The organism is Streptomyces chattanoogensis, assembly GCF_001294335.1.
In the GTDB taxonomy this organism is placed as follows: domain Bacteria; phylum Actinomycetota; class Actinomycetes; order Streptomycetales; family Streptomycetaceae; genus Streptomyces; species Streptomyces chattanoogensis.
The window spans coordinates 15,355-31,414 of sequence record NZ_LGKG01000153.1; the positions used below are offsets into that span (position 1 = coordinate 15,355).

Below are 16,060 nucleotides of genomic sequence, written 5' to 3' on the forward strand. Positions count from 1 at the left end.
TCTGATGCTTCGTCAGAAAACGGTGCCCGGTGTGCCGGGACCGGCGCGGCCCGGAAAGGCGCGGTCAGGAGCGGCTGTCCTCCTCCAGCACCGCCATCGCCGCATTGTGCCCGGGGATCCCGCTCACTCCCCCGCCGCGCACCGCGCCCGCCCCGCACAGCAGCACATTGGCGTGCCCGGTGGCGACGCCCCAGCGGCCGGGTGCGGTGGCCGCCGCCCGCTCGTCCTCCTCGTCCGCGTACGGAAAGGCCAGCTCGCGGTGGAAGATGTTGCCGCCCGGCAGGCCCAGTTCCCGGTCGAGGTCGAGGGGGCTGCGGGCCTCGATGCACGGGCGGCCGTCGGCGTCGCGGGCCAGGCAGCCGGCGAGCGGTTCGGCCAGGTGGGTGTCGAGTTCCTCGAGGGTGGCGGCCAGCAGCCGGTCGCGGGTGGCGGGGTTCTCGGGGGTGTCGGCGGCGAACAGCCGGGCGGGGGTGTGCAGGCCGAAGAGGGTGAGCGTGTGGTAGCCCTGCCGGACCAGCTCGTCACCCAGGATGGAGGGGTCGGTCAGGGAGTGGCAGTAGATCTCGGAGGGCGGGGCGGCGGGGAGCGTTCCGGCCGCGGCCTGCCGGTGGGCGGTCTCCAACTGGCCGTAGCTCTCGGCGATGTGGAAGGTGCCGGCGAAGGCCTCGCGGGGGTCCACGTGGGTGTCCCGCAGGCGCGGCAGCCGGGTGAGGAGCATGTTCACCTTGAGCTGGGCGCCCTCGGCGGGCGGCGGCGGGTCCTCGCCGAGCAGGCGGGCCAGCTCGCGGGGTGAGGCGTTGACCAGCACCCGGCGGGCGCCGACGGTGCCCCGGGGGGAGGACACCTCGGCCGTACGGCCGTCCGTGGCGAGGGCGGTGACCGGACAGCCGGTGATGATCTCCGCCCCGGCGCCGCGGGCGGCGTCGGCCAGTGCGTCGGTGAGTGCGCCCATGCCGCCGATGGGGACGTCCCAGTCGCCGGTGCCGCCGCCGATGACGTGGTAGAGGAAGCAGCGGTTCTGGCGCAGCGCCGGATCGTGGGCGGTGGTGAAGGTGCCGATGAGGGCGTCGGTGAGGACGACTCCGCGGACGAGGTCGTCGGTGAAGGTTGCCTCGATCAGCTCCCCCAGGGGGCGCTCGAAGAGGGCGTGCCAGGTGGCGTCGTCGTCGATACGGGCGCGGAGTGCGGCGCGGGTGGGCAGCGGTTCGGTGAGGGTGGGGAAGACCCGTCGGGCGAGGCGGTGGGTGGTGCCGTAGAAGCGCTGCCAGGCGGTGAACTCCCTGTTCGATCCGGTGAGTCCGAAGAATGAGGCGCGGGTGCGCGCCTCGCCGCCGCCGACCAGGAGGCCGGTGGGGCGGCCGTCGCGTACGGCGGGGGTGTAGGAGGAGACGGTGCGTTTGCGGACCGCGAAGCGCAGGCCGAGGTCCCGCACGATTTCTGGCGGCAGCAGGCTGACGAGATAGGAGTACCGGGACAGCCGGGCGTCCACCCCGGTGAACGCCCGGGTCGACACGGCCGCACCACCGGTGTGGTCCAGCCGCTCCAGCACCAGCACGCTGCGCCCGGCGCGTGCGAGATAGGCGGCGGCGACCAGCCCGTTGTGCCCGCCGCCGACGATGACCACGTCATACGAAGTCCGTTCCGGCATGCCCCTTGGTAACACGGCGTCAGGCCCGGCGGAAGCATGCGGCGCTCGCGGTCGCAGGGGCAGGCGGCTGAAACCTCCGGGCGGGCCGGTGCGGCTTCTTGACCGGGCCGGGGCCGACTCCTAGCGTCCGGCCGTGCGCTGCACCGCAGGCGCCGTACGGTGCGCGCTCCGGCCGTCCCGCCCACCCCGTGAGGTGACCCGTGTCCCACCGTCAGGTTCCCCGCACCGGCCGCACCTTCGCCGCACTGACCACCGTCGCCGCCTGCACGGCCGGACTGCTCGCGGCCACCCCTCCGGCCTCTGCCGCCCCCGGCACCCCTCGCGCCGCCGCCCGCCCCGGCACCGCCGCGCCCTATCCGAATCTGGCCCCGAGGCCCCCGATGGGCTGGAACAACTGGTCCTACTACAGCTGCAACATCAACGAGAAGGTCATCCTGGACAATGCGCGGGCGCTGGTGCGGACCGGCCTCGCGGCCAAGGGCTATGACACCGTTACCGTCGACGACTGCTGGATGGCCAAGCAACGCGGCCCCCGGGGCGAGCTGGTGCCGGACACGACGAAGTTCCCGCACGGCATGGCGTACATCGGGCAGGAACTGCACCGCCTGGGGCTGAAGTTCGGCATCTACGAGGACGTCGGCACGCTGACGTGCGGGAAGTACCCGGGCAGCTACGGGCATTTCAAGGAGGACGCGCGGCTGTTCGCCCAGTGGGGCGTCGACTACCTCAAGGCGGACGGCTGCAACGTGCCACGGCCGGCGGGCCGCACCAAGGAGCAGATCTACCGCGATGTGTACGAGCAGCAGAGCCGGGCGCTGCTGGACGTCGGACGTCCCATCACCTTCTCGGTGTCCGCACCGGCCTATTTCCAGTACGACGGCGACGCCGTCTGGCACCGGGTGATCGACTGGTCGGCCCGGCTCGGCAATCTGTGGCGGGGCGGCCGGGACATCGCGCTCGAGCAGCAGAGCCCGGCCACGAAGTGGTCCTCCATCGTCTACAACTTCCGCTACAACGCGGGGCTGGCGGCACTCCAGCGGCCGGGACGCTGGAACGACCCCGACTTCCTGCTGGCCGGTGACTCGGGGCTGAACCGGCACGAGATGCAGAGCCAGATGTCGCTGTGGGCGATGATGGCCGCACCGCTGATCTCCAGTACGAACCTGGCCGGGCTGTCACCGGAGGCGCGCGAGGTCCTGGGCAACCAGGAGATCATCGCCGTCGACCAGGACCCGCTCGGCGAGCAGGGGAAGGTCGTCGAGCAGAACGACGGCTACACGGTGATGTCCAGGCGGCTGGGGAACGGCGACCGCGCGGTCGCGCTGTTCAACGCGGGTGACGCGCCGCGCACGCTGTCCACCACCGCGGCCGCGGCGGGGCTGCCGGACGCGCCCTCGTACTGGCTGCACAATCTGGTCACGGGGCACGGCAGGCACAGCGGCGGGACCATCGCCGCGAGGGACGTGCCGCCGCACGGCACCGTGCTCTACCGGGTCACCGCGCGCGCAGGGGGCCAGGACGCGGCGGCCGGGGCCTGACCGCACAGGCCCGGGCCTGACACCGCCCGCTACCGCCGCGCGGCCCGCTCCTGGCGCAGTGCCGCGACCCGGCGGTGGAGAGCGGCCGCCTCGTCCGTACGGCCCAGCTGCTCCAGGCACTGGGCCTCGTCCGTACGGCTGGCCAGCGCTTCGAGGTCACCGGCGCCCAGGACCCGTTCGCGGGCGTCGGCGACCCTGCGGTAGTTGCCGAGCGCATCCGCCCAGCGGCCGAGCCAGCCGAGCGCCACGGCGACCTCGCGGCGGCTGACGAGGGTGTCGGGATGGTCGGCGCCGAGCACCCGCTCGCGCGCCGCCGCCACCTCGCAGGCCTCGTCCAGCGCCTCCTCCCAGCGGCCCAGCCGCCCGAGGTTGACGCCCAGGCCGTGCCGGGCGCGCAGCGTCTCGGGGTCGTCGGCGCCCTGTGCGCGCGTACGGGCCGCCACCAGGTCGCGGTAGACCGCCAGGGCATCGGCGCTGCGGCCCAGGCGGCCGAGGCTGATGCCGGTCTCGTAGCGGGCGGCGAGGGTGTCGGGGTGGTCGTGGCCGAGCGTTTCGGCGCGCGCCGCCGCCACCTCCCGGTAGGTCCCGAGCGCCTCCTCCCATTTACCCAGCTGCCCCATGACGAAGCCGAGTTCGTAGCGGGTGAGGAGGGTGTCGGGGTGCCGTGCGCCCAGCACCCGGCTGCGCGCTCCGGCCACCTCGCGGGCCGTGGCGTAGCAGTCCTCGAGCCGGCCCAGGCGGGCGAGGCCGAACGCGAGGTGGTGGCGGCAGCCGAGGGTGTCGGGGTGGTCGGGGCCCAGGACGCGTTCCCGGCCCGCCAGCACTCCGGCGCACACCTGGTACGCCTCGAAGTGCCGGCCGAGCCTGCTCAGCGCGATCCCGGCCTCCAGGCGCGCGGTGAGCGCCGCGGGGTCGTCGCCGGGCGGCACCGGCCGGGCGCTTCCGGCGGCCGGGGAGGCCTCGTGCGGCCGGCCCGCGCCGCCGCCCGTCCAGCTGTCGGTGAGGACGGCGGCGGCCCGGTCGGCCGCGGGACGGCGGACCGTACCCGCCGCCGGGGACCCGGTGGTCATCCCGCGCGTCCAGGAGGGCTGCCGCTGGGCGGGGACGGTGGCGCCGCCGACCGCCGGGGCGGTCCGCCCGGTGTGGCCGTCGCGGGCGTCGGCGAGGCGTTTGCCCAGCTCGTCGGCGTCCTGCGGACGGTCGTCCGGGTCCTTGGCGAGCAGGTCGAGGATGATCCGCTCGTACGGCCCGGGCAGGTCGGGGCGGTGGGTGCGCGGTGGTTCCGGAGGGGTGTCGCGATGGTCGACGAGCACCGCCCAGGCGTCGCCGCTGCCGAACGGCGGGGCGCCGGTGGCGATCTCGTACAGCACACAGCCCAGGGAGTACAGATCGCTGCGGTGGTCGACGGTGTCCGCGCCGATCTGCTCGGGCGACATGTAGTGCGGGCTGCCCATGGCGACGCCGGTGCCGGTCAGCCGGGCGGTGAAGCCGATGTCGTGGCCCAGGCGGGCGATGCCGAAGTCGCAGATCTTGACCGTGCCGTCGGCGGTGCGCACGATGTTCGCCGGTTTCAGGTCGCGGTGCACGATGGCCTGCTCGTGGGTGTAGGCGAGCGCGGCGCCGACCTGCTCGGCGATGTCGACGACGTCCGGGACGGGCAGCGGCCGGCGCCGGTTGTCGTCCAGCAGCTGGCTGAGGTTACGGCCGCTGAGCAGCTCCATGACGAGGAAGAGCGTCCCCTCGTCCTCGCCGAAGTCGTGGACGACGGTGATGCCGCGGTGCTGGAGACCGGCCGCGGCCCGCGCCTCGCGGCGGAAGCGCTCGCGCAGCACCGTGAGGAACCCCGCCTCGTGCCGCGGCCCCACGGGCTTGAGGCATTTGACCGCCACCTGGCGGCCGAGCGATTCGTCGCGGGCCCGCCAGACCTCGCCCATGCCGCCGCGTCCGATGATGTCGAGCAGGCGGTAGCGCCCCTGGATCAGCCTGTCTTCCGCCATCGCGGTATCGCCCCCCGTCCCCGCGTTCAGTCGCGCAGCTCCCCCTGCATGTCCTTGTGCCCGTCCAGTATGGCGGCGGACCGGCGCAGCTTGTAGGGCGCTGGGCGGGTGCCGGGTCCGAGCCGGTCCACCGCGCGCAGGATGTGCTGCGGCGGAAGGCGCCAGCGCAGCGCGGGAGGAATGGCGCGCAATATTCGGCCGGTGGCGCACAGCCGGCGGGTGACGACGGCGGGGGGCGGCGCCGGGCGGCCGTACAGCTCGTGGGCGTGGGCGGGCAGTGCGCCGTAGGCGAGCTGCGCGACCTGGTGCCAGACGAGGGCGCGGGCCGGGACGAGCGGGGCGGGGGTCGGTGGCCTGCGGAGGAACGCGTCGACCTGCCGGGCCCCGGGGGTGAGGGCGAGTTCGGGCCGTACGGCCGCGAAGTAGGCGGCGAGCGCGGCCCGGTCGCCGGGGACCGCGTCCGGGTCGAGGCCGACGAGCCGGGCGCTGACGCGCTGCTCGTCCAGATAGGCGTCGGCCTGGGCGCCGGTGAGCGGGAAGCCGGAGCGGCGCAGTACGTGCAGGTAGGAGTCCACCTCGGCGCAGTGCACCCAGAGCAGCAGGTCCGGCTCGTCGATGCGGTAGCGCTCGCCGGTGGCCGGGTCGGCGGCGGACAGCCGGCAGTGGATACGGCGCACCGTGGCGCCGGCCCGCTCGGCGGCCTCGGTGGTGCCGTAGGTGAGGGTGCCGACGAAGTTCGCGGTGCGCATCAGCCGGCCCCAGGCGTCCCGTCGGCCCCTCTTGTTGCTCTGGAAGGCGGCCGAGTTCTGGATGACGCCGGCCACCGCGCGCGGGTGCAGCGCCTGGAGGTACAGCGCGCGGACGCCCGCGATCCACATCATCGGGTCGCCGTGCATCTGCCAGGTCACCGAGCGGGGGCCGAAGAGCCCCGGGTCGCCCGCCATGGGGGCACCTCCGTGTCAGCGCCGTACGCGGGGCATCCCGAGGCCGATCCACGAGATGATCTCGCGCTGGATCTCGTTGTTGCCGCCGCCGAAGGTGAAGATGACGGCGGAGCGGTAGCCGCGCTCCAGTTCGCCGTGCAGCACCGCGCCCGCCGAGCCCTCCTTCAGCGGTCCGGCGGCGCCGACGATCTCCATCAGCCAGGCGTAGGCGTCCCGCCGGGCCTCGGAGCCGTAGACCTTGACCGCGGAGGCGTCCTGCGGGGTGAGCGTGCCCTGCTGGAGCGCGTCGACCATCTGCCAGTTCAGCAGCTTCATCGCCTCCAGTCTGGCGTGGGTGCGGGCCAGCCGTCCACGCACCCAGCCCAGGTCGATGACCCGGCGGCCGTCGGCGAGCTTGGTGTCCGACGTCCAGCGTTGGACGTCGGACAGCGCACGGATGGCCATGGTGCCGTGCGCGGCGAGGGTGACCCGTTCGTGGTTGAGCTGGTTGGTGATGATCCGCCAGCCCTTGTTCTCCCGGCCGACGCGGCGGGCGGCCGGGACGGTGATGTTCTCGTAGTAGCTGGCGGTGGTGTCGTGCGAGGCGAGGGTGTTGATCAGGGTGCAGGAGTAGCCGGGGTCGCTGGTGGGGACCAGGAGCATGGTGATGCCCTTGTGGGGCGGCGCGTCGGGATCCGTGCGCACCGCCAGCCACACCCAGTCCGCGGTGTCCCCGTTGGTCGTCCAGATCTTCTGCCCGTTGACGGTGTAGTGCCCGCTCTCCTCGTCGCCTTCCCGTACGGCGCGGGTCCTGAGGGCGGCCAGGTCGGTCCCGGCGTCCGGTTCGCTGTAGCCGATCGCGAAGTCGATCTCGCCGGAGAGGATCCGGGGCAGGAAGTAGGCCTTCTGTTCGTCGGTGCCGAACTGCATGATCGTCGGGCCGACGGTGTTCAGCGCCATCAGCGGCAGCGGTACGCCCGCCTGTGCGGCCTCGTCGAAGAAGATGAACTGCTCCATCGGCGTCATCCCGCGCCCGCCGAACTCCTCGGGCCAGCCGACGCCGAGCCAGCCGTCGGCGCCGAGGCGTCGTACGGTCTCGCGGTAGAAGCGCTTCTGGGCGGCGGGGTCGGCGTACCGGGCGGAGGAGTGGTCCGGCACCAGCTCGGCGAAGTACGTCCGCAGCTCGGCGCGCAGCTGCCGCTGCCCGGGGGTGTATTCGAGGTGCACGGCCCCTCCAGTTCGTCCGGTCCGGTCGGCCGGGACGGGCGCACCCTGATGCTGACGGTCCGTCGGATGCCGGCCGAGGGCACAGTAGAACTTGTTCCAGTAATACGGAAGGGGCCGTCCGCGCCGGACGGAGCCCATGCCGAAGGCCCGGGCCGGAACCATGGCGGTTCCGGCCCGGGCCTCGCCGCGGGCCCGTCAGCTCCCGGGGCGCTTCGCCGGTGCGCTCGGCTTGGCGGGCTTGGCCGGCTTGACCGACTTGGCGGGCTTGTCCGGCCTGACCTTGCTGTGGTTGCGCGGCATGTCCTTGCAGAACTTGACGGAGCCGTTGTTGTTCACATGCTTCGCCGAGATCCAGCTGTCGCGGGTGTCACGGATCAGATACCAGATGCTGTTGCCGTCGATGTTCTGCGCGCGGACCTTGCACTCCAAGCCGATCCGGGACTGGTGGCGGATGTAGCCCCGGATCAGCGCATCGGTGCTGGGGTCCTGACGCAGGGTCAGGCCATGACTGGCCGTGACGGTGCCGAACGGCTTGTCGGCCGCACCCTGGGGCGGCGACGGCGGCGCGGCCTGGGCGGGGGCCGCGGCGAGCAGCGTCGCACCGAGGGTCAGAGCCGCCGTCAGCGCACCGGCACCGGCCGCCAGCCGCTTGCCCCGGCCCCCGAAGATATCGGTCGTGGACATAAGGTTCTCCTGTTCTTGACGCGCAATGCCACCATTGACGCAAAGCGGACATTACGCATAAATCACAAGAATCAAGCGACGCAACGACGGTCGCGGGGCCGTTCGTATGACGAAATCATGATTCGCTCCGTCAGGCCCCCAGGTCACCCCAGCCGTCCCGCAGAAGCGCGAAGATCCGGTCCAGCGCCGCCCCCGGGTCCTCGCTGCCGCGCGCCAGCCGGGGCGCGGCCAGCGCGTAGTGCGCCAGCGCGCGGACCGTCACCTCGTCCGCACCGGCGCCGGTCTCCGCGGCGATCGCCTCGGCCAGGGCCGTCTCATGGCGCATCCACATGCGGTGCGCGTACTCACCGAGCGCCGGTGTGCCGTCGATCAGCTCCCGGAACCTGCGGAACTCCGGCGCGTCATGGATCTCGAGGAGCACCCCCCGCAGATGCTCGTGCAGCCCGTCCAGGACCGTCCGGCCCGGCCCGCGGTCCCGTACGGCCGCGACCAGCGCCTCGCCCCGCTCGGTGTCCTGGTCGAAGACCAGCGCCTCTTTGCCGCTGAAGTGCTTGAACAGGGTGGTCACCGACACATCCGCGGCCTCGGCCACATCCTTGACGCTCACCCGGTCGTAACCGTGCTCCAGAAACAGCCGGAGCGCGGCATCCGCCAGCGCCTTGCGGGTCTGGGCCTTCTTGCGTTCCCGGCGGCCGGTCGTCGGATGGGTCATAACGTCAGACTAACTCTCAGGGTTGAGCGGGCCGGGAAGCGGAGTGGGGCGGGGACGGGCGGCGGGGGCGGTCGGCGGGGAGGTGCTCGGCTCGGTGGGCCTTGGGGAATACCCCCCAGGACCTAACGGCTGTGCAGATGGCGCAGCGAGCCCTGCGGGGCGTCGGGGGCGATGGCGTTGTCCAGGCCACGGGCGGCACCCTCGGCCGCGCGGGCGGCGCGGGGCAGCATGGCGGTCTCGTACGCACGCACCGCCTCGTCCAACTCCGCGTGCCGGAGGAGGGATTGGGCGAGTTCACAGCCGTCGAGCATGGCGAGGTTGGCGCCCATGCCGGAGAACGGTGTCATCAGATGCGCGGCGTCGCCGAGCAGCGTCAGGCCCGGGGTGTGGGTCCAGGAATGGGGTACCGGCAGCGCGTACAGCGGTCGGTTGACGAACCCGCCGTCGGCGTCCCGCAGCAGCGCCAGCAGCCGGTCGTCCCAGCCGGTGAAGCGCTTCAGCAGCGCGGCGCGTACGGCCTCGGGGTCGGTGAGGTTCACACCGTGCTCCAGCGCCCAGTCCTGGGAGCCGCGGAAGGCTGCGTACACGCGGATCCGGCCGCGGCTGTTGCGCTGGGCGATCAGGGCCTTGTTGTCGTGCGCGGCCATCATGCTGCCGTCGCCGACGAGTTGGGCGACGGCCGGGTGGCGGGTGTCGGCGTCACCGAATCCCGTTTCGACGAAGGTGACACCCGAATAGTGCGGCGCATGCTCCGAGAGGAGCGGCCGCACCCGGGACCAGGCCCCGTCGGCGCCGATGACCAGGTCGAAGGTCTCGGCCGCGCCGCCGTCGAACTCGGCCTTGTGGGAGCCGTCGCCGAGCGGGTGAAGGGTGCGCAGATAGCGGCCCCAGCGGACGGTGCCGGGGGCGAGGGAATCGAGGAGGAGGCGCCGTAGTTCACCCCGGTCGATCTCGGGATTGCGCTGCTCGCCGGGGGCCGGCCGACGCTGGAAGAGCAGGGTGCCGGTGTGGTCCAGCAGCCGCATCTCCTGGCCCTCCGGGCGGGCGACGGCGGCGAACTCCTCCTCCAGGCCCGCCGCGCGCAGGGCGGCCTGCCCGGTGTCCTCCTGCATGTCGAGCGTGCCGCCTTGCGGGCGGTCCTCGGCGTACGCATCGCGGTCGAAGACGGTGACCGGGATGCCGTGCCGCTGGAGGACCCGGGCACAGATGAGGCCGCCGGGCCCGCCACCGATGATCGCGATGCGAGGGGTGGTGGAGGTCATGACCCCAGAAAAGCACACTCACTAAGAAAGTGCAATCGATACACTTTTCCATCCGGATCGGCCGCCGCGGCGGGCGGCCTCCTGAGGTCGCGAGCCTTCGAAAGACAGGCGGAACCCTCAACCCCCGCCACAAAAGGGACAGTTCTCCGCATCCCCCTCCACCACTTGCAGGTTTAGGTATGCCTAACCTAATGTAACGACGCGTGCCGACGACCAAACCACCTGCCACCGCACCCCCTGTGCCCGGACCGCGCCCCGCCGCGCGCACCTGGCCGCGTATCCCGCTCTTCGTGGCCGGGCTCTGCGCGCTGGCGGTCTGTGCGGCGCTGAGCCTCGCACTGGGTGCCCGTTCCGTACCGCTGTCCACCGTGCTCGATGCGCTGTCCGGCACCGCGCACGGGCGGGACGCCATCGTGGTGACGGGCCTTCGGCTGCCGCGGACCCTCATCGGTCTCGCGGCCGGTGCCGCGCTCGGCGTGGCCGGGGCGGTCGTCCAGGGCATCACCCGTAACCCGCTCGCCTCGCCGACCACGTTGGGCATCAACCACGGTGCCGGATTCGCGGTCGTCCTCGCCGTCTACGCGCTGCATCTGACCCGCCCCATCGAATACCTCTGGTTCGCCTTCGCGGGCGCCGCGGCGGCCGCGGTGTTCGCCCAGGCGCTGGCCCGGCGGGCCGGTGACCTCGACCCGGTCCGCCTCGCGCTGGGCGGCACGGTCCTCCAACTCGTCCTGCTCTCCTGGACGTCGACGGTGATGCTGGCCAGCAAGCGGTCGCTGGACGAGGCCCGGTTCTGGCTGGCCGGTTCGCTGGCCGAACGCCCGCTGTCCGTGCTCTGGCCGGTGCTGCCGGCGCTGCTGATCGGGCTGGTCGTCGCGGCGGCCATCACGCCGGCGCTCAACGCCCTGGCGCTCGGCGACGATTCGGCGCATGCGCTCGGCGTCCCAGTGTCCCGGATCCGGCTGGCCGGCGGCCTCGCCGTGGTGCTGCTCGCCGGCTCGGCGGTGGCGGTGGCCGGTCCGCTCTCCTTCATCGGGCTGGCCGCGCCGCATCTCGTACGGCAGCTGTTCCGCACCTCCGACCACCGGATCCTGGTCCCCGGCTGTCTGATCGCCGGACCGCTGCTGCTGCTCGGCGCCGACATCCTCGGACGCCTCGTCATCCGGCCGTCGGAGCTCCAGGTCGGCATCATCAGCGCCTTCCTCGGCGCCCCGCTGCTGGCGCTGCTGGCCCGGAAGGTGGCCCGATGACCGACGTCCTACGTCCTACGACGCCCGCGCCGCCGGACGCCGGACGCCCGCGCCGCGACGGCCGCCGCACCCCGCTGCTCGCCCTCGTCACCTCGCTGGTGCTGCTCGCGCTCGTCACGGTGTCGGTGTCCACCGGCGACATGCCGCTGCCGCCGTTCGATGCGCTCAAGGGGCTGTTCGGGCTGGGTGACAGCGCCACGGTCCTCATCGTCCAGGAGTTCCGTGCCCCGCGGATGGCCGCCGCGACCGTCGCGGGGACCGGGCTGGGGGTGGCCGGTGCGCTGCTGCAGCGGCTGTTCCGTAATCCGCTCGCCTCCCCGGATGTGATGGGGGTGACCGGCGGCGCCTCGTTCGGCGCGGTGGTGATGCTGGCCGCCGGTGCCTCGCAGATGCTGATGCCGCTGGCCGCACTCGGCGGCGGGCTGCTCGCGGCCGTGCTGCTGGGAGGGCTCGGCTGGCGCTCCGGCGCGAGCGTGACCCGGCTGGTGCTGGTGGGCCTCGCCGTCCAGGCCGGGCTGACCGCCGCGGTGAACTTCATGGTCGTCAGCTTCCCCACCGAACTCGCGGGCTCCGCCCTGCAGTGGACGACCGGCTCGGTGTACGGACGGACCTGGACCGAGGTGTGGACCGCGGGCGGTGCGGTGGCCGTGGCGCTGGTCGTCGCGTTCGCGCTGCACCGCCGGCTGGCCGTGCTCGACCTGGGGGACGACTCGGCCGGCGCGCTCGGGCTGAACACCGATGCGGCCCGCCTCCAGATCCTGGTGACCGCGATCGTGCTGGCCTCGCTGGCCGCCGCGCTCACCGGCCCGGTCGCCTTCGTCGCGCTGGCCGTGCCGCACATGGTGCGGTTCCTGGCCGGTCCGCCCACCGCCGGAACGCTGGCGCTGTCCGGCCTCGCCGGTGCCGTACTGCTGCTCGCCTCCGACCTGGTGGCGCAGCATCTGCTGCCGGTCAGCGGGCTGCCGGTCGGGGTGGTCACCGCCACCCTGGGCGCGCCCTGGCTGCTGGTGCTGATGATCCGTCAGAGCAGTTCCGTGAACAGGAGTGTCCGATGACCGCCGACCAGCTCTCCGCCGCCGGGAACCAGCTCGCCACGCACGGACTCGATCTGCGCTACGGCGACCGGCTGATCGTCGGCGGCCTCGATCTGGTGCTGCCCGGCGGCGCCGTCACCGCCATCGTGGGCCCCAACGCCTGCGGGAAGTCCACCCTGCTGCGGGGGCTGACCCGGCTGCTGGCGCCGGCCGCGGGCACGGTCACGCTGGACGGCTCCGACATCCACCGGATGTCCGCCAAGGCGCTCGCGCTGCGGATGGGACTGCTGCCCCAGCAGCCGGTCACCCCGGACGCGATCACCGTCGAGGCACTCGTACGGCTCGGCCGCTATCCGCACCAGAAGCTGCTGACCCCCTGGTCGGCGGCCGATCAGCGGGCCGTGGACGAGGCACTCGAGCGCACCGGGACCGCCGTACTGCGCGACCAGCCGGTCGACCAGCTCTCGGGAGGGCAGCGGCAGCGCGCCTGGATCGCCCTGGCACTGGCCCAGGACACCGATCTGCTGCTGCTCGACGAGCCCACCACCTTCCTCGATCTCCGGCACCAGCTCGATGTTCTCGACCTGGTCGCCGAGTTGCACGCCGAGGCGGGCCGCACCGTGGTGATGGTGCTGCACGACCTCGGGCAGGCCGCCCGGTACGCGGATCACCTCGTGGTCCTCAAGGACGGGCAGCTCGCGTCCGCCGGGGCCCCGGCCGACGTGCTCGACGCGGAGCTGGTCAAGTCCGTGTTCGACGTGGACTGCCGGGTGATCCCCGATCCCGAGACGGGCACTCCGCTGGTCATTCCCAAGGCCGGCGCGAAACGGCCCACCGCCGTGAGCGCCTGACCCCACCGCACCCCCCACCTGCATTCACCTTTCCGCTCCGCCCCCTAAGGAAGTCCGAGCCTCATGTTCACCAGACCCACTTCACGCAGCGTCCGCCGGCTGCCGGCCGCACTGCTCACCGTCGTCCTGGGCACCGCCGTGCTCAGCGCCTGCGGGGGCGACAAGTCCCCGGCGGACGACTCGGCGAAGGGCAGCGCCGGCGCCGGTTTCCCCCGCACCGTGAAGAGCGCCCTCGGCGGCGATGTGACGATTCCCGCCAAGCCCAAGCGCGTTGTCGTCCTGGACACCGGCGAGCTCGACGACGTCACCACGCTCGGCGTCAAGCCGGTCGGCGCGGTCTCCCCGCACATGAAGACCGAGGGCGGTTTCCCCGCGTACCTCAAGGACGAGATCGGCGGCGTCAAGGACGTCGGCCCGCTGCTCGAGCCCAACCTCGAGAAGATCATCGCGCTGAAGCCCGATCTGATCCTGTCCTCCAAGGTCCGGCACGAGAAGATCTACGACAAGCTCAAGAGCATCGCGCCGACTGTCTTCACCGAGACCACCGGCGGCCCCTGGAAGGCCAATCTGAAGGTCCATGCCAAGGCCCTGGGCCTGGAGAAGCAGGCCGACAAGAAGCTGAAGGAGTACGAGCAGCGGGCCAAGGCGCTGGGCGAGGCGATCAAGAAGAAGTACCACGGCAAGATGCCGTCGGCCTCCGTGGTCCGCTTTGTCGCCGGTCCGACCCGCCTGTACCAGAAGTCCTCCTACAGCGGCGTCGTCCTGGACGACATCGGCCTGGCCCGCCCGAAGTCGCAGAGCTCCACGAGCCCGGACAAGACCATGCTCGACGTCAGCCCGGAGCAGATCGACCAGGCCCAGGCCGACCTGATCTTCGTGACCGCCGCGGACGACCCGGACAGGACCCAGAAGAAGGACGTCACGTCCAACCCGGTCTGGAAGGCGCTGCCCGCCGTCAAGGACCACAAGGTCTTCGAGGTCCCGGACGAGACCTGGATGTCCGGCATCGGCATCCAGGCCGCCGAGCACATGCTCGCCGACGTGGCGAAGGCCACCGGCGTGACGCTGCCGAAGGCCTGATCTCGAAAGCCTGATCTCGAAGGCGTGATCTCGGGGGTTTGGTTTCAGGCCTCGGTTCAGTTCTCAGGCCAGGCCTCGGTTCAAGCCTGGCGCGGGTCTCGGTTCAAGCCTGGCCCCGTTGAAGGCGTGGCCTGGGACTGAAGCCGTGGACTGGGTGAGCATGGCCCTGGTGAAGGCGTGAGGTGAAAGCCTGAGCGGCCGTCACCGGGGGCTGTCAGGGGGCTGTTACGGGGTTGGGTCGGGGGGTGTCCCTGGCCCGCCTCGGCACCGCCTCGGTCCTTCTCGCTCGGTCCTCCTCGCTCGGTCCTTCTCGGCCGAGACCTGAGTGGCGCTTTCGCCATGGCCTCCGTCGCTCGTCGCTCTCCTCGGTTCGGCCCGGTTCTCGTCTGCGGGGCTGTGACGTACCGCTGTGCGGCGTACGCCGCGTGTGCAGGGGCGTCATGTTCCTGCGAGTGGCTTGCGAGTGGCGTGTGTGCCTGCGAGTGGCCTCATGTGCCGTTGCTGGCTGTGCCTGGTGCCTTGCCTCGCCTCCTTCCTACTTCCGGCAACGAATAACGGAGGGTGATTAGTTCCGGAGAGTAGTTGTTCCGTCTCGTTGTGCTCCGGTGCGCCCCCCCAACGTTCCCCGCACCACCGTTGATCCCGAAAGGGTCCCGCTCATGCGGATGTATGTGCTCGCCGTCAACCCCACCGACTCGGTCACCGAGGGGTTTCTTCCCGCTGCTGCCCGCCTCGGGCTCGATGTCACGATCCTGACCGACCAGCCCGAAGCGCATCGGCGCAACTCCCCGCAGGCCGAGGTGCTGGAGTGCGACGTCCATGACTTCCGCGCGGTCATCACCTGCGTGGCCGGGCACCGTCCGGCCGACGCGATCTTCACCAACAGTGATCACCTTCAGACCCAAGCGGCCCTGGCCGCCGAGTACTTCGGGCTGCCCGGCAAGGACTGGCGGGTGACGCTGCGCGCCAAGAACAAGGCCGAGATGCGGCGTCATCTGGCTGCCACGGGGGTGGACTCCGTACGGTCCGTGGAGCTGGGCGCCGGCCTGGACCCGAGCGCGCTGGCCGCCGCCGGGCTGCCGTACCCGTGTGTCGTCAAGCCCCGTGAGGGCGTGGCCAGCGAGGACGTGGTGCTGGTCGACGGGCCCGAGGAACTGGTGGTGCGGGCCAAGGAGATCCAGGCGCGGCGGCCGGAGGCGGCGCTGGTTGCCGAGGAGTTCCTGGCGGGTGAGCTGTACACGTTGGAGACGCTGGGGGACGGCCGGCTGCGTCATGTCCTGGGCGGCTTTCACTCCGTCATCTCGGCTCCGCCGACCTTCATCGAGGAGCGGCATGCGTTCGTGGCGGCCCATCCGGAGTCCGTGACGGGCCAGGTGCTGGCGCAGCTCGATGCGCTGGGCGTCGGATTCGGTGCGTGTCACACCGAGTTCGTGGTGCACGAGGGCCGGGCGCGGCTCATCGAGGTGAACTACCGCGTCATCGGCGACCAGTGCGATCTGCTGCTCGCGCAGGTCCTGGGCATTCCGTTGTTCGAGCTGATTCTGCGGACGCATCTGGGCGAGCCGCTGCCGGCGGACCTGGGCGCCCGTGAGGACGGCGCGGCCCGGGTGGAGTACGCCCTGGCCGACCGGGCCGGGACGCTGACCGCGGCACCCGGCGCCACGGACCGCACCGTTGACGGCGTGCGGCTGAGCTACCGGCCGCTGCGCGCGGTCGGCGCCGAGCATCCGCATTACCGCACCAACCGCGACTACCTCGGCGTGGTGCGGGCCATCGGCACCGATCAGGGCGCCGTGGACCGTGCCGTGGACGGTTTCTTCGCCACCGAGCGCTGGGAGATCGCGTGATGGGTGT

13 protein-coding genes are annotated in these 16,060 nt (G+C 72.1%); 6 read left to right on the forward strand and 7 right to left on the reverse strand.

Features of this window, described 5'->3' with window-relative positions; translation table 11 throughout:
• Window positions 1-64 precede the first annotated feature (64 nt).
• Window positions 65-1,648 carry a phytoene desaturase family protein gene (locus ADL29_RS26770; protein ID WP_053926152.1) on the reverse strand — a complete coding sequence of 528 codons (1,584 nt, stop codon included), beginning with the start codon at window positions 1,646-1,648 and terminating at the stop codon, window positions 65-67.
• 200 nt (window positions 1,649-1,848) lie between these two features.
• Between ADL29_RS26770 and ADL29_RS26775 the strand changes: the two genes are divergently transcribed.
• Window positions 1,849-3,186 carry a glycoside hydrolase family 27 protein gene (locus tag ADL29_RS26775; protein WP_053926153.1) on the forward strand — a complete coding sequence of 446 codons (1,338 nt, stop codon included), beginning with the start codon at window positions 1,849-1,851 and terminating at the stop codon, window positions 3,184-3,186.
• Between the two features lie 29 nt (window positions 3,187-3,215).
• On the opposite strand, the gene ADL29_RS26780 is transcribed toward ADL29_RS26775, so the two are convergent.
• From ADL29_RS26780 to ADL29_RS26805, 6 genes are all read right to left on the reverse strand, one after another.
• Window positions 3,216-5,183 (reverse strand): serine/threonine-protein kinase, encoded by a 1,968-nt coding sequence (locus tag ADL29_RS26780; RefSeq protein WP_053926154.1) that lies wholly within the window; start codon window positions 5,181-5,183, stop codon window positions 3,216-3,218.
• A 26-nt stretch (window positions 5,184-5,209) separates the two neighbouring features.
• Entirely contained in the window at window positions 5,210-6,127 is a 918-nt protein-coding gene (locus tag ADL29_RS26785) for an oxygenase MpaB family protein (RefSeq protein WP_053926155.1), read from the reverse strand.
• Window positions 6,128-6,142: 15 nt separating this feature from the next.
• Window positions 6,143-7,333 carry an acyl-CoA dehydrogenase family protein gene (locus ADL29_RS26790; protein ID WP_053926195.1) on the reverse strand — a complete coding sequence of 397 codons (1,191 nt, stop codon included), beginning with the start codon at window positions 7,331-7,333 and terminating at the stop codon, window positions 6,143-6,145.
• 195 nt (window positions 7,334-7,528) lie between these two features.
• Window positions 7,529-8,017 carry a hypothetical protein gene (locus tag ADL29_RS26795; RefSeq protein WP_053926156.1) on the reverse strand — a complete coding sequence of 163 codons (489 nt, stop codon included), beginning with the start codon at window positions 8,015-8,017 and terminating at the stop codon, window positions 7,529-7,531.
• A gap of 130 nt (window positions 8,018-8,147) precedes the next feature.
• Complete coding sequence (locus ADL29_RS26800; protein ID WP_053926157.1) at window positions 8,148-8,729, reverse strand: TetR/AcrR family transcriptional regulator; 582 nt, start codon at window positions 8,727-8,729, stop codon at window positions 8,148-8,150.
• A 122-nt stretch (window positions 8,730-8,851) separates the two neighbouring features.
• On the reverse strand, window positions 8,852-9,991 hold the full coding sequence (locus ADL29_RS26805; RefSeq protein WP_053926158.1) for an FAD-dependent oxidoreductase: 1,140 nt from the start codon (window positions 9,989-9,991) through the stop codon (window positions 8,852-8,854).
• Between the two features lie 239 nt (window positions 9,992-10,230).
• On the opposite strand from ADL29_RS26805, the gene ADL29_RS26810 reads away from it, so the two are divergent.
• From ADL29_RS26810 to ADL29_RS26830, 5 genes are all read left to right on the forward strand, one after another.
• On the forward strand, window positions 10,231-11,241 hold the full coding sequence (locus tag ADL29_RS26810; RefSeq protein ID WP_053926159.1) for a FecCD family ABC transporter permease: 1,011 nt from the start codon (window positions 10,231-10,233) through the stop codon (window positions 11,239-11,241).
• Complete coding sequence (locus ADL29_RS26815; RefSeq protein ID WP_053926160.1) at window positions 11,238-12,296, forward strand: FecCD family ABC transporter permease; 1,059 nt, start codon at window positions 11,238-11,240, stop codon at window positions 12,294-12,296. Before ADL29_RS26810 ends, ADL29_RS26815 begins: the two co-directional genes overlap by 4 nt.
• On the forward strand, window positions 12,293-13,126 hold the full coding sequence (locus tag ADL29_RS26820; protein ID WP_046929307.1) for an ABC transporter ATP-binding protein: 834 nt from the start codon (window positions 12,293-12,295) through the stop codon (window positions 13,124-13,126). The genes ADL29_RS26815 and ADL29_RS26820 overlap by 4 nt, the downstream gene beginning before the upstream one ends.
• Window positions 13,127-13,189: 63 nt before the next feature.
• Entirely contained in the window at window positions 13,190-14,206 is a 1,017-nt protein-coding gene (locus ADL29_RS26825) for an ABC transporter substrate-binding protein (RefSeq protein ID WP_053926161.1), read from the forward strand.
• A 659-nt stretch (window positions 14,207-14,865) separates the two neighbouring features.
• A complete protein-coding gene (locus ADL29_RS26830; RefSeq protein WP_053926162.1) occupies window positions 14,866-16,053 on the forward strand; it encodes an ATP-grasp domain-containing protein in 1,188 nt (395 codons plus the stop codon).
• The last annotated feature ends 7 nt before the right edge of the window (window positions 16,054-16,060 follow it).